General features: G+C 30.7%; 17 protein-coding genes. 8 read left to right on the forward strand and 9 right to left on the reverse strand.

What is annotated here, in order from left to right:
* Nucleotides 1–236: 236 nt before the first annotated feature.
* The 9 genes from RT037_RS11680 to RT037_RS11720 form a co-directional block, all read right to left on the reverse strand.
* Complete coding sequence (locus RT037_RS11680; protein WP_409529560.1) at nt 237–659, reverse strand: FUSC family protein; 423 nt, start codon at nt 657–659, stop codon at nt 237–239.
* A gap of 333 nt (nt 660–992) precedes the next feature.
* Nucleotides 993–1,556, reverse strand: coding sequence for a deoxyribodipyrimidine photo-lyase (locus tag RT037_RS11685; RefSeq protein ID WP_313031448.1), 564 nt, complete (start codon nt 1,554–1,556; stop codon nt 993–995).
* Between the two features lie 40 nt (nt 1,557–1,596).
* Complete coding sequence (locus RT037_RS11690) at nt 1,597–2,241, reverse strand: winged helix DNA-binding protein (protein WP_313031451.1); 645 nt, start codon at nt 2,239–2,241, stop codon at nt 1,597–1,599.
* Nucleotides 2,242–2,246: 5 nt separating this feature from the next.
* Nucleotides 2,247–2,945: an SDR family oxidoreductase gene (locus RT037_RS11695; protein ID WP_313031453.1), complete on the reverse strand. Its 699-nt coding sequence runs from the start codon at nt 2,943–2,945 to the stop codon at nt 2,247–2,249.
* Complete coding sequence (locus RT037_RS11700; protein WP_409456526.1) at nt 2,942–3,214, reverse strand: TIGR03643 family protein; 273 nt, start codon at nt 3,212–3,214, stop codon at nt 2,942–2,944. The genes RT037_RS11695 and RT037_RS11700 overlap by 4 nt, the downstream gene beginning before the upstream one ends.
* 21 nt (nt 3,215–3,235) lie before the next feature.
* The gene (locus RT037_RS11705) at nt 3,236–3,388 is read right to left on the reverse strand and encodes a DUF2256 domain-containing protein (protein WP_313031455.1); all 153 of its coding nucleotides are present in this window, start codon (nt 3,386–3,388) and stop codon (nt 3,236–3,238) included.
* Nucleotides 3,385–3,999 carry a flavin reductase family protein gene (locus tag RT037_RS11710; RefSeq protein ID WP_313031458.1) on the reverse strand — a complete coding sequence of 205 codons (615 nt, stop codon included), beginning with the start codon at nt 3,997–3,999 and terminating at the stop codon, nt 3,385–3,387. Before RT037_RS11710 ends, RT037_RS11705 begins: the two co-directional genes overlap by 4 nt.
* Entirely contained in the window at nt 3,999–5,312 is a 1,314-nt protein-coding gene (locus RT037_RS11715; protein ID WP_313031462.1) for an AarF/UbiB family protein, read from the reverse strand. Before RT037_RS11715 ends, RT037_RS11710 begins: the two co-directional genes overlap by 1 nt.
* 3 nt (nt 5,313–5,315) lie before the next feature.
* A complete protein-coding gene (locus RT037_RS11720; RefSeq protein ID WP_313031466.1) occupies nt 5,316–5,972 on the reverse strand; it encodes a TetR/AcrR family transcriptional regulator in 657 nt (218 codons plus the stop codon).
* A 133-nt stretch (nt 5,973–6,105) separates the two neighbouring features.
* On the opposite strand from RT037_RS11720, the gene ribA reads away from it, so the two are divergent.
* The 8 genes from ribA to RT037_RS11760 are packed head-to-tail and all read left to right on the forward strand — an operon-like array spanning nt 6,106 to nt 12,633.
* The gene (ribA, locus tag RT037_RS11725) at nt 6,106–6,699 is read left to right on the forward strand and encodes a GTP cyclohydrolase II (protein WP_313031470.1); all 594 of its coding nucleotides are present in this window, start codon (nt 6,106–6,108) and stop codon (nt 6,697–6,699) included.
* Nucleotides 6,700–6,740: 41 nt separating this feature from the next.
* Nucleotides 6,741–8,210, forward strand: a complete 1,470-nt coding sequence (locus RT037_RS11730; protein WP_313031493.1) for a phytoene desaturase family protein — start codon at nt 6,741–6,743, stop codon at nt 8,208–8,210.
* Between the two features lie 11 nt (nt 8,211–8,221).
* The gene (locus RT037_RS11735; protein ID WP_313031473.1) at nt 8,222–9,070 is read left to right on the forward strand and encodes a phytoene/squalene synthase family protein; all 849 of its coding nucleotides are present in this window, start codon (nt 8,222–8,224) and stop codon (nt 9,068–9,070) included.
* Entirely contained in the window at nt 9,067–9,522 is a 456-nt protein-coding gene (locus tag RT037_RS11740; RefSeq protein WP_313031477.1) for a hypothetical protein, read from the forward strand. Before RT037_RS11735 ends, RT037_RS11740 begins: the two co-directional genes overlap by 4 nt.
* A gap of 3 nt (nt 9,523–9,525) precedes the next feature.
* The gene (locus RT037_RS11745; protein ID WP_313031478.1) at nt 9,526–9,993 is read left to right on the forward strand and encodes a sterol desaturase family protein; all 468 of its coding nucleotides are present in this window, start codon (nt 9,526–9,528) and stop codon (nt 9,991–9,993) included.
* 8 nt (nt 9,994–10,001) lie between these two features.
* Nucleotides 10,002–10,715: a lycopene cyclase domain-containing protein gene (locus RT037_RS11750; RefSeq protein ID WP_313031481.1), complete on the forward strand. Its 714-nt coding sequence runs from the start codon at nt 10,002–10,004 to the stop codon at nt 10,713–10,715.
* An 8-nt stretch (nt 10,716–10,723) separates the two neighbouring features.
* Nucleotides 10,724–11,209, forward strand: coding sequence for an SRPBCC family protein (locus tag RT037_RS11755; protein ID WP_313031483.1), 486 nt, complete (start codon nt 10,724–10,726; stop codon nt 11,207–11,209).
* Nucleotides 11,206–12,633, forward strand: coding sequence for an SDR family oxidoreductase (locus RT037_RS11760; RefSeq protein WP_313031486.1), 1,428 nt, complete (start codon nt 11,206–11,208; stop codon nt 12,631–12,633). The genes RT037_RS11755 and RT037_RS11760 overlap by 4 nt, the downstream gene beginning before the upstream one ends.
* Nucleotides 12,634–12,843: the final 210 nt, after the last annotated feature.

Below are 12,843 nucleotides of genomic sequence, written 5' to 3' on the forward strand. Positions count from 1 at the left end.
CGAAAGCATTAAGCAAAAACCGAGGAATCTTTAATTGTGTTTTTAAGTTTTCTGCTAAAATATTTATGCTTTAACATTTAAAAATAATTTGATGAGAGCTGCGTAACCACTTTAAACAGAATCAAATATACACAAAATCCGAATTTAAAATATGAACTGCTTTTAAAAAATATTTTAAAATTTTAATATTGTTTTTTTCAAAAAAAAAATCCGCCTCAATGCTGAAATGGAATTTATTATTTTCTACGCCATTGAATCTGTGCGCTGCGAAATTGTTTTTCAAGTTTGGTAATGAAAATTTTGTGATGCAATATCCATCCTACTAAAACGCCAATTAAACTTCCGATAAAGGTATCTAAAATTTGGGCTTCCATCAATTCGTTCACATCGGTAAATAAACCTGAAGCATTTTCTGCTAAAAAAATCGTCAAAGGTGTAATGAAAATCATTGCCAAACCATAATTTCGAACGACCAAGACTTCCACAATGAATTGCAACCCGGCGATGAGGAAAACTAGTTCTAAACCTGACGGGTTCGCAGAAAGCATCAACCATTTAATTCCAACACCTAGCAGCGTTCCAATACTTCGGTGCAGATTTCTTTGCCATGCATGGAAAAGATCTTTGCCCTGAAGGATTGCCAATGTGGAAACCGGAATCTAAATGCTGAAGCTTGATATTCCTTACTTTCATACAGCGCAGTCAGCAACCGTAGATCAGGCCGATGAGCAGTCTGTCTTTCTGGAGTTCGGCACTTTGAAGCATTCGCCAGATTTCTTCACGGCTTAAAATAGTGGGAAGTTTTTTCACTTTTGGAATCGTGGGAAGATGGAGGTAGCTGTAAGGCAAGCCTTCGGTAACTGTTGCACAACTCCTTTTTTGGAAAATAGTTTTCAAAAACATAAAATTTCAACCTCGTTTAAGTACTTTTAAGCGAGGTTTTATTTTAGTTAAGGTGTAGAATTCTAATTTTTAGAAGGCTTAAAATTGAGTTATTGAAGTTTAAAAAGACTGTTTTTACAAAAGCAAAGTTCTTCTTGTTTTAAGGATAGAACTTGGGCTAAAATACTTGGTTTTTTAATGGTAAAACGCATGTATTTCTTCAAGTTGTACGTTAAAGTTGCCATCATTACATGTTTGTTTGCGTTTTTGATGCCTCGTGTATTGACTCTCTTCATGTTGGTAAAGTTGACCAACGTTCCTATCACGGGTTCTACTGTTTTACTTCTTATTCTCGACATTTTTTTGGCATATTTTTCATTCTGTGTAAGCTTTTGGTGCATGCGGTCGTAATCTTCGTTAGAATATACTGCCGATATTTCGTATTCGTCAATAAGTTTTTGATATATTTCTAATGGCTTACAGATGTATATTTTGATAGCTTTTCCTTTAGTTTTTAAGAATGAATTTAGCGTTTGTAGTGCTTCAACAATAAAATCAACGCGTCTATCAGACTTATTTTCTAATTGATTAAGTATGTTTTCATCAAAAATAAAAATTGGTAAAACTTTGCTGTCCGATTTCAGCGCCTCATACAATCCATGATTGTCTTTCAACCGTAAATCTCTTCTAAACCAAAAAATCAAATTTTAGCCATTAGATTAATTCATTGATTTTGTGAATGTCAGAATCTTTGTGATCATAATAAACGGTGAAATGAAATTCATTCAATTTTTTAAGTATAGAAAGTAGACTTTCTTTTTCTTCATCACTTATTTTAGCAGATAAAATTCTTGAAACCAAAGTAACATCCTGAACCGATTTTTTGAAAACTTCTTTCCCTAAATCAGTTACTTTTAGTCGTGTTATTCTTTTATCGTTTTCATCTGAAAATTCTTCTATCAAATTATTTTTCACCAATCTTCGGATAATTTCCATACCTGTTTGTTTTTCGTGAGCATTTCTCTCTACCAATTGAGTTTTGGTAAGTGATTTTTCATCCATTAAACGATACAGATATGTAAACTCTTCATTGGCTAAACTTGGAAAATCCTTTAATCCTCTGCGAATCATTTGTTTAGAAAATCTACCAAGCAATATTACTTGCTTTGCAATTTCGTTTTCTAAATCAAATACTTTCTGATTTTCTTTTTTAAAAAGTTCAGTTGGGTTTGTATTTTGATAGGCTTTTTCGTTTAGCCATATTCTAAAATCTTCTATAGTAAAATTGTTTTTATTAGATTTTGATTGTTCGTATGCCTGAACTTCTAATATTAGATTAAGCAAAAAACTTGTGTCCATATCTTTTATAATTTAATTGTACTCAATCCTCCATCAATAGCAAAAATTTGTCCTGTAATCCAACTGGAAGAATCAGAAAGTAAAAATATAACCATTTTTGCAATTTCTTCTGGATTTCCTATTTTCTGTAGCGGATGTCTTTTCGCGGCGGCTTCTCTTTTCTCTGGTGATGCCAATAAAGCAGTGGCTAATTTGGTTTCTGTTAATGATGGGGCAATGGCATTTACTCTTATTTTTTGAGCTGAAAATTCAGCAGCTAAACTTTTTACTAGGCCTTCAACAGCGTTTTTACTTGCGGAAATAGAAGCGTGAAAAGGCATTCCCATTTTTGCAGCAACACTACTGAAAAGAACAATACTTGCATTGTCAGATTTCTTTAAATTAGGCAATAACTTTTGAATAATGATAACCGCTCCTAAAACATTGATTTCAAAATCATTTTTGAAATCATCTATACTTAATCGGTTAAATGGTTTTAAGTTGATGCTTCCTGGTGCATAAACAATTCCATCAATAACCTCAGGAAAAGGGATGTCATCTATATTATCTGTAATGATGTTTTTTTCATGAAATTGTATATTTAAATTTTCAATTGCTGAATTTTTAGTTTTAGAAATTCCAATGATTTGATTACTGCTTTGTAGTTCTTTTGCTGTTGCCAATCCAATACCACTTCCGCAACCTATAATGACTATATTTTTCATCTTTTTGATATTTTATTTAAACTAATTGTTCTTTGTCTGTCGCATTTAAATCTATTGATTTCGGGATTTCTCTTTTTCAGATGTTTCTGACTAACTCCTGAGTTTACTCTTTTTCTCCAAAGGTTGAATGAACTTCTTTTTAGTTCCTTTCTCATCAATTCAATGACTTGTGCTTCGGATATTTTGAATTGTAATTTTATGGCTTCAAAAGGAGTTCTGTCTTCCCAAGCCATTTCTATAATTCGGTCTAAATCTCTTTCTGTCATCATAATAATTTATATTTTTAAATATCAGAGTGATTTTGAGTTTTTACTTTTCCTGCATTTTTCACTACAAAATTTTACTTCTTCCCAATTTTTCTCCCATTTCTTTCTCCAAGTGAAGGACAAGCCACAGGTGAGACAAATTTTTGAAGGTAAATGTTTTTTTTTTACTCTTTTCATTCTTTGGGTCGTTGATATCCCAAACGCACAATAGAATTAGGGAATGCATAAGCTTCCAGTCCGTTAATGCAAGCCGTTTTTCCTTTGGATAAATCCACAAAACCGTCATCAAAAATCATAGTATCTTCCACAAAAAGATGTTTAATCTCTCCTAAAATCATAATCGTTCCATTAGCTTTAATATGATATTCTTCTAGAAACTCTAAGGCCATTTGAACTTTACAACCTTCAACAAAAGGTGCAAAAAAATCGCATTTATATTCAGGTTTTAAATTCGTTTTAGTAAATTCCGATATTTCTTTAGGATATTTCGCAGAAGTATGATGAGCCTCTTCAAAAATTCCTTGATGAATATGATTAATGGTGTAAAAACCATTTTCTTTGATGTTGTCGTAAGTGTTTCGTGCGACTGTTGTTGGTCTTAAAATAAAGCCTAAAATAGGTGGATTAGAACCTAAATGTACCACGGAATTAAAAACGGCAACATTTTCAAAACCATCATTAGAGCGTGTTGCAATTAGATTAGCTGATTTGTAACCCGAGATACAATTAATCAGATTAGCTCGTTTTCTTTCTTGTAATTCTTGAATATCTTTTGTACCAAAATGCATTATTGATATTTTTTATAATTATTGATAGCAATATTTTTGGCTCCTAAATCGTGCATCATATTATATAGTCCAAAGAAAGTTCTGTTTAAATAGATAAAATGTCTAGAACCTCGGTTGGTATTCATGTTTTTTACATCTGATATTTTGGCGTATTTTTGACCTAAATCAGCTATTTCTTGAAAAAATGATTCATCTGAAAAATCAAAATATTCTTGATTAAAAGGTCTTGTAAATAATTCCAACATTTCGTGAAATAGTTTGGTGAAAAATACTTTTTCTTCTGCAGAATCTTGTGTTCGCAGAATTTCTAATTCGTATAATTTATTCTCAAAAAACGCTTTGTTGTGTAAATTTTCACTCTTTGCCAATTCAAAATAAGGTTCGTAAAATTCATGAGGAATTTCTTTAATACAACCAAAATCAATCACCATTAGTTTTCCTTTATCAGAAATAAGAAAATTTCCAGGGTGAGGATCAGCATGTACTTGTTTTAATTCGTGCATCTGATACATATAAAAATCCCAAAAAGATTGTCCTATTTTATTTAGCATTTCTTGTGAATGTCGTTCTTTGGTGAATTCTGAAAAATGTTGACCATCTAACCAATCCATTGTAATTATTTTCTCACAAGAATATTCAGGATAATAATTGGGAAATTTCAAATTATCTAAGTGTTTACAGCGATTTACAATGCTTTGACTTCTTTCAAGTTCCAATGTATAATCGGTTTCTTCAGATAATTTGTGTTCTACTTCTTGAAAATAGGCTTCCGAACCTTCTTTTTTAATATTAAACATTCGCATAGCAATTGGTTTCACCATAGCCAAGTCAGATGAAATACTTTCTTTAACGCCAGGATATTGAATCTTTACCGCTAATACTTTTCCGTTTTTTGTGGCTTTATGAACTTGTCCGATACTCGCAGCATTTACAGACTCAGGAGAAAAAGTGTCAAAAATGGCTTCAGGATTGTTCCCAAAATATTTTCTGAAAGTTTTTTTTACCAAAGCTCCTGAAAGTGGCGGAACCGAAAATTGAGCTAAAGAAAACTTTTCTACATAAGCCTGAGGCATAATGTTTTTTTCCATACTCAACATTTGAGCAACTTTTAGTGCAGATCCTTTTAGTTCCTTTAAGCTGTCATAAATATCTTCGGCATTATCACGATTTAAAATTGATTTAGCTTCCTCTTCATCTTTGGTGAGTTTGTTACCATAATATTTAATATAGTTTACTCCAACTTTTGCTCCAGCCTTAATCAAATTACTTGCACGGTCTATCTTTCCTGTAGGAATTCTATCTAATGTTTTCATTCTTTAAATTTTTTGAAACTTCTCTTTCCACAAAAATTTTCCTAAGTCTACAAACTTCTTCAAAGGCTCATGGTCTATAAACTGAAAACCAGTGTCTATCGTTTTTTCTATGTACAAATCCGTTTTTTCAAAGTTTGGTGATTCGTCTTTTTGCCAAAATTCTATAATAGATAAAAAGTGCAACCAAAGGATTTCTTCTCTAGATTTAGAGTTGAAATTTTTAAATGATTCTTTTGCCTTTTCTAAAATTTCTAAATCATTAAAGTCTAATGTTTTAATAAATGCCTGATGCTCAGATTTTAGTTTTTGCATTTTTTGTAACGTTGTTAAATCTCTTTTTTCTAAAATCATTGTAACCAAAGACCTGTTCATCGTTAGATTTTCAAAAAAGATAAAATAAAGATTCAATAATCTTTCTTTAGCACTCATTTCTTCATAGCCTTGTATTTCTATAGTCAGGTCTAGTGATTTTTGAAAAAAATGTTTCAAGATTTCTTTTTCTAAATGATCAAAACTTGAAAAAAATTGATAGAATTCTTTTTCTTCAAATTTGTTTTCCTTCGCAAAACTGTAGACGCTTTTAGGTCTTTCTCTGTTTTCTAATAAATAATCTCCATAAAGAGATAGTAAATAATCTGAATTTAACTCCTTGTTTTTCATTTGATTATGTTTTATATGTATACTTTCTGTTGTTAATAAAATTTATCTATGACAAAAATAGTAAAATATTTTACTAAGTATTTAATAATTGGTATATATTTGTACAATAAAAATAATTTATAAAATTAATGACATGATAAAACCACAAGCAAAAGCCAATCTACCAACTGATTTTGGGGACTTCAAAATGGTTGCTTTTTCGGATAATGACGAAAATTGGATGCCTCATATTGCGATGATTGCAGAAAATACAGATTTTACAAAACCTGTTAATGTTCGTTTTCATTCGGAATGTATTACAGGAGAAATTTTTCATTCAAAAAAATGTGAATGTGGTCAGCAATTAGATGCTGCAATGAAATATATGCAAGAAAATGGCGGTATAATTTTGTATCTTCGTCAGGAAGGTAGGAATATCGGCATTATTAATAAAATCAGAGCTTATGAACTACAGGAATTAGGTCTTGACACGGTTGAAGCTAATCTGCAATTAGGATTACCTGCAGATGCTAGAGATTTTAATGTTGCTATAGATATGCTGAAAATTTTGGAAGTAAAGGAGATTAATCTTTTAACGAATAATCCAGAGAAAGCAAAATATGTAGAACAAAGCGATATTAAACTGAAAAGAAGAATTCCTTTGATTATAGCGCCTAATGAAATTAATCATTCTTATCTGAAAACTAAAAAAGAGTATTTCGGGCATCATTATGAGAATGTATTATAATATGTAAATAATCTTTCAATTAAACCGTTAAATAAAAATTGATTTTGAAAAAAGTAGTTATAATTGGTTCAGGATTTTCTTCCCTTGCTTCTGCCTGTTATATGGCGAAAGCTGGTTATGAAGTTACGGTATTGGAGAAAAACGAGCAGTTAGGAGGTAGAGCGTCAATGATAGAAATTGATGGTTTCAAGTTTGATATGGGACCAAGTTGGTATTGGATGCCGGATATTTTTGAGAGATTTTTCTCAGATTTTGGCAGAAAAGTTTACGATTATTATCAATTAGAAAAGCTTTCTCCTGCGTACAGAGTTGTTTTTGGAGAAAATGATTTTATTGATATTGAAGATACTCCCGAACAAATTATTAACACTTTTGAAAAAGTTGAAAAAGGAAGTGGTAAACATTTGAAAAGATTTATGGATGAAGCCAAAGAAAATTATCGTATTGCGATGCAGGACTTGGTTTACAATCCGGGGCTTTCACTTTTGGAAGTAGTTTCCCTGGAAACAGCAAAGCGCTTAAATCTTTTTGTAAAAAATATTTCTCAACAGGTAAAAAAGAATATTAAAAATCCTAAACTAACGAGTATTTTGGAGTTTCCTGTTCTTTTTCTTGGTGCAAAACCCAATAAAACGCCTGCTTTTTACAATTTTATGAATCATGCCGATTTCGGATTGGGTACTTGGTATCCGAAAGGAGGTTTTAATGCTGTGGCACTGGGTATGGTGAAACTAGCAAGAGAATTAGGGGTAGAATTCAGAGTAAACGAAGAAGTTACTGAGATTGTAAGCTCTGAAAATAAAGTGAAAAAAGTTATTACTAAAAATGGAATCTACGAGGCAGATGTTTTTATTTCTGGAGCAGATTATGCACATACCGAAAAATTGTTAAATGGCAACAGAAATTATTCTGAAGAATATTGGAAAAAGAAAACCTTTGCGCCAAGTTCATTTTTGTACTATGTGGCATTCAATAGAAAAGTGAAGAATCTCCTGCATCATAATTTATTTTTTGATACCGATTTTGAACTTCATGCAAAAGAAATTTATGACACCAAAGAATTGCCTAAAAAACCATTGTTCTATGCAAATTTTTCAAGCAAAACAGATGATAGTTTTTGTGAAGAAGGCAAAGAAGTGGGATTTTTCTTAATTCCGGTTGCGGTAGATTTAGAAGATAACAAAGAGATTCACGAGAAATATTTTCAAATTATATTGGATCGAATTAAAAAATGCACTGGAGAAGATTTGAGTGATGCTATTCTTTTCAAAAAATCTTTTGGAGTTAATGATTTTAAAGAGCGTTATCATTCGTGTAGAGGTAATGCTTATGGTTTGGCGAATACCTTAATGCAAACTTCAATTTTGAGACCAAGTATTAAGAATAAAAATTTAAAGAATTTCTTTTATACAGGTCAATTAACCGTTCCTGGACCAGGTGTACCACCTGCATTAATCTCAGGTAAAGTAGTTACGGATTATATTTTAAAACACACAGATTCCATAGAATAAAACAAAAAATCATGAGTAATTTCCAAATTTTTAATCAGGTTTCTGGATTAACCTCAAAAATGGTTACCGAAAAATACAGCACGTCTTTTTCTCGCGCTTCTACTTTATTCAAGCCAGAAATTCGTCAGCATATCTACAATATTTACGGATTTGTACGTTTTGCAGACGAAATTGTAGATACCTTTCATGATTATGATAAAGCAAAACTGCTTGATGAATTTGAGAGAAATTATCGCAATGGTTTACAAAATGGCATTTCTTTAAATCCAATTTTACATTCGTTTTGTAAAACTCAGAAAGAAAAAAATATTTCTCAGGATTTGGTAGATGCTTTTCTGCATTCTATGAGAATGGATTTGGGTGAAATCAAAGATTTAAATGATGAAAAATACAATGAATATATTTATGGAAGTGCCGAAGTGGTTGGACTTATGTGTTTAAAAGTATTTGTTGATGGTAATTCTGAAGAGTATGAAAAATTAAAACCTTATGCACAAAGCTTAGGAGCAGCTTTTCAAAAAATTAATTTTTTAAGGGATATTAATGCAGATTTTTGTGACTTAGGAAGAACTTATTTTCCTAATGTGAATTTTAGAAATTTCTCACTTCAGGATAAATTAGAGATTGAAAAAGATATTGCAAAAGATTTTGAACATGCTTTAATAGGAATTAAAATGCTTCCAATGTCTTCTAAATTAGCAGTTTTTATGGCATATAAATACTATACCAATTTGTTTAAAAAAATTAAGAAGTGTAAGCCGGAAGTCCTCATGCAAAAAAGGATAAGTGTTTCAAATGCCAGAAAAATTTATCTTCTTGGTGAAATGATTTTAGCAAAAAACTTTAATTTGGTAAGATGAAAAAATTACTTTTTTTACTGGTATTTAGTTTTGGATTTTTTAAATCTCAAAGCTTATCGGAACTAAGAACTTACCTTCAAAAAGGAGAAACATCAGAAGAAGTGAGTAAAAATTTGATTAATAAATCGAAATACGCTTATGAAACTACTAACAAACCAATTTATGAAGCTTTTTATGCTGTTGGGAATTTTTTTATGGCGAAATATGCCGGTAATCCAATAAGCAAATATTCATATTTCAAAAAGGGAAAGAAATTACTGGAAGATGCTGTGAAGAAAGAGCCAAATAATGTGGAAATTAGACTAATGAGGTATATTTCTCAGGAAAAAACGCCTAAATTATTAGGTTATGACGAAAATATGAAGACGGATAAAGAGTTTATTATGAAAAATTACAAAAATTGTGGGGATGATGATCTCATCATTTTTATAAAAAAATATTTTGAAATCTAAAAAATGGAAGCAATACAATTTTTACTCATCACTCTTTCGGTTTTTGTAACAATGGAAGGTGTTACTTGGCTAACACACAAATACATTATGCATGGTTTGGGTTGGTATTTTCACGAAGATCATCATCAACCGGGTTATCCTCATGTTTTTGAAAAAAATGATTTTTTCTTTGTTGTATTTGCTATCCCTAGTATGCTATTGTTCTATTTCGGAACAGTGAATGGTATTAACTTTATGTTTTTCATTGGTTTAGGAATCCTGATGTATGGAATTGCTTATTTTTTAATTCACGATGTGCTGATTCATAGACGATTTAAGTGGTTTGATAAAACAAACAATTGGTATTTCCGTGGATTAAGAAAAGCTCACAAAATTCACCACAAACATCTTGGTAAAGAAGATGGAGAATGCTTCGGGATGTTATATGTTCCCATGAAATATTTTAGAGAAGCTAAAATGTCAATTTCATAACTTAAATTTTGGAAAAGTACTTATATTTATTTTTAGATATTTCGAGTTTTGTAGTTCCTTTTCTTTTTAGTTTTGAAAAGAAATGGATGAATTTTATTCGTTTTTGGAAGCCTTTTTTCTCAGCAATATTTATTGTGGGTTTTTTCTTTATTCTTTGGGATATTTACTTTGCGTATCAAAATGTTTGGGGATTTAATGATCAATATTTAGTCGGATTTCGATTGTTTAAACTCCCACTAGAAGAATGGCTCTTTTTCTTATTAATTCCTTATGCAAGTAATTTTATACATTATTCCTTAGAATATTTTTTTCCAACAATTAAGCTTACAAAGAAAGTAACACAAGGTATTAGTATTTTATTATTCATGGTAAGTTTTTGCGTTTTTGTTTGGAATTTAGACAAAATTTACACCGCTTCAAGTTTTGGACTTTTTGCTTTGCTTATGTTGTTTCAAATATTGACTCAATGGGAATATGCTCGTAGATTTTATTTGAGTTTTATTTTAATTTATGTTCCGTTTTTTTTAGTCAATTCTGCACTTACAGGAATGTTTACCGATAGCCCTGTGGTGTATTATAATAATGATGAAAACTTAGGAATTCGTGTGGGAACTATGCCTTTAGAAGATAGCTTTTATTGTTTTACCATGTTATACTCTAGTGTAGTTCTGTTTGAGTATTTAAGAAGAAAATTTAATTATCCTCTATCTATCAAAAATTAGTTTTTTCAATGAAAATTTCAATTAAAAAACAATCCGGTATTTATACGTTAACTTCAGAACAAATTCTACCAATTTCTTTAGAAAAAGCGTGGGATTTTTTTACGCTTCCTAAGAATTTAGATAAAATTACCCCTGAAGAAATGAAGTTCAGTATTACGAATAATCCTGCTGATACAACATACGCTGGACAAATTATTACCTATAAAATAGGAATACTTCCTTTAATTTCTAGTAATTGGATTACCGAAATCACGCATTTACAGGAAAAAAAGTTTTTTGTTGATGAACAGCGTTTTGGTCCCTATGCCATGTGGCATCATGAGCATCATTTTACTGAAACCTCTGAAGGAAAAGTTTTAATGACTGATATCGTCAATTTTAAACTTCCATTGGGAATATTAGGTGATGTTCTTGCTGGAAGTATGGTGGTTAACAGGGTTAAATTTATCTTCGAAAGTAGATATAAGATTTTAGAAAAAATAATAATTTCATGAAAATATTTCTCACTGGTGCTACGGGTTATATTGGTAAAAGACTTCTGATTCAGTTATTAGAAGAAGGTCATGATGTTGTTTGCTCAGTAAGAGATAAAAAAAGATTTGGCCTTAAATTATATACTAGTCATCTTGATAAAATTGAAGTGTTAGAAAATGATTTTTTGAATGAATCTACGCTCAAAAATATTCCTAAGGATATAGATTTTGCTTATTATTTGATACATTCAATGTCCTCAAGTGATGGCGATTTTTTAGAAAAAGAAAAAAAATCTGCAGAAAATTTTAGAAAAACATTAGAGAAAACAAATGTTAAACAGGTTGTTTTTCTTACTGGAATTATCAACGAAGATAAACTTTCAAAACATCTTCAATCAAGAAAAAATGTAGAACACGCATTAAAAAGTGAAAAATATGCTTTAACGTGTTTAAGGGCGGGCATCATTGTGGGTTCAGGAAGTGCTTCCTTTGAAATTATAAGAGATCTAGTCGAAAAATTACCAATTATGGTAGCTCCAAAATGGTTGAAAACGAAATGTCAACCAATCGGAATTAGAAATGTAATACAATTTTTAACCAAAGTTTTGGGTGTAGAAAAAACGTATAATAAAAATTATGATATTGCAAGTAATGATGTTCTTACCTATAAAGAAATGCTAATGCAATATGCCGAAGTGCGTGGTCTTAAAAGATGGATATTTATGGTTCCGGTAATGACTCCTAGACTTTCGTCATATTGGTTATATTTCATTACTTCTACTACCTATTCTTTGGCAATAAATTTGGTTGATAGCATGAAAGTTGATGTGATTGCAAAACCCAATTCCTTGGCTTCTGATTTAGGTATTCATTTATTTTCTTACAAAGAAGCCATTAATATGGCTTTTGATAAAATTAAGCAAAATGATGTTTTAAGCAGTTGGTATGATTCTTTTGCAAATAAATTTCATAATAGAAATGTTTGGCAATATCTAGAAGTTCCAGAAAAAGGTTGTTTCAAGGATTTTAGAAAAATTAAAATTCATAATGAAGATGCTGTAATTGATAGAGTTTTCAGGATTGGTGGTAAAACAGGTTGGTATTATGCAAATTTTCTATGGAAAATAAGAGGGTTTCTTGATAAAATTTTTGGAGGAGTGGGTTTGAGAAGAGGCAGGAGGAATAACAGCGAATTAGAAGCAGGAGATTCTCTAGATTTTTGGCGCGTTTTGTATGCTAGCAAAGAAGAAAAACGTCTTTTACTTTTTGCGGAAATGAAAGTTCCTGGAGAAGCTTGGTTAGAATTTCATATCAAAGATGGGGTATTGCATCAAAAAGCAACATTTCGTCCTCTTGGTGTATCTGGAAGGTTATATTGGTATTCCGTTTTACCATTTCACGGATTAATTTTCAATGGTATGTTGAAAAAATTAGCAGAAGCTTAAATGTTTATCTTTTTTTATCTTATTGTTAATTATATAATAAATTGAATTTTATACTGTTGAATAAAATTATTATACTAATTAAAATCCAGATTAATTAAAATTACTAGGTAGATTTGTGTAAGCTCCCCATTTTCAGTACACTTCAAAAGTAGAATTTTTTTCTTGATTTTTTACTGCTGTTGTTGTCGGATGTAGAAAAGTGAGCAGGAA

It is taken from the genome of Soonwooa sp., assembly GCF_032062245.1.
In the GTDB taxonomy this organism is placed as follows: Bacteria; Bacteroidota; Bacteroidia; order Flavobacteriales; family Weeksellaceae; genus Soonwooa.

Bases quoted from the DNA above. Each gene is read 5' to 3' on its own strand.
- RT037_RS11690 (WP_313031451.1), bottom strand. From the start codon at position 2,241: ATGGACACAAGTTTTTTGCTTAATCTAATATTAGAAGTTCAGGCATAC.
- RT037_RS11695 (WP_313031453.1), bottom strand. From the start codon at position 2,945: ATGAAAAATATAGTCATTATAGGTTGCGGAAGTGGTATTGGATTGGCA.
- RT037_RS11700 (WP_409456526.1), bottom strand. From the start codon at position 3,214: ATGATGACAGAAAGAGATTTAGACCGAATTATAGAAATGGCTTGGGAA.
- RT037_RS11705 (WP_313031455.1), bottom strand. From the start codon at position 3,388: ATGAAAAGAGTAAAAAAAAAACATTTACCTTCAAAAATTTGTCTCACC.
- RT037_RS11710 (WP_313031458.1), bottom strand. From the start codon at position 3,999: ATGCATTTTGGTACAAAAGATATTCAAGAATTACAAGAAAGAAAACGA.
- RT037_RS11715 (WP_313031462.1), bottom strand. From the start codon at position 5,312: ATGAAAACATTAGATAGAATTCCTACAGGAAAGATAGACCGTGCAAGT.
- RT037_RS11720 (WP_313031466.1), bottom strand. From the start codon at position 5,972: ATGAAAAACAAGGAGTTAAATTCAGATTATTTACTATCTCTTTATGGA.
- ribA (WP_313031470.1), top strand. From the start codon at position 6,106: ATGATAAAACCACAAGCAAAAGCCAATCTACCAACTGATTTTGGGGAC.
- RT037_RS11735 (WP_313031473.1), top strand. From the start codon at position 8,222: ATGAGTAATTTCCAAATTTTTAATCAGGTTTCTGGATTAACCTCAAAA.
- RT037_RS11740 (WP_313031477.1), top strand. From the start codon at position 9,067: ATGAAAAAATTACTTTTTTTACTGGTATTTAGTTTTGGATTTTTTAAA.
- RT037_RS11745 (WP_313031478.1), top strand. From the start codon at position 9,526: ATGGAAGCAATACAATTTTTACTCATCACTCTTTCGGTTTTTGTAACA.
- RT037_RS11755 (WP_313031483.1), top strand. From the start codon at position 10,724: ATGAAAATTTCAATTAAAAAACAATCCGGTATTTATACGTTAACTTCA.
- RT037_RS11760 (WP_313031486.1), top strand. From the start codon at position 11,206: ATGAAAATATTTCTCACTGGTGCTACGGGTTATATTGGTAAAAGACTT.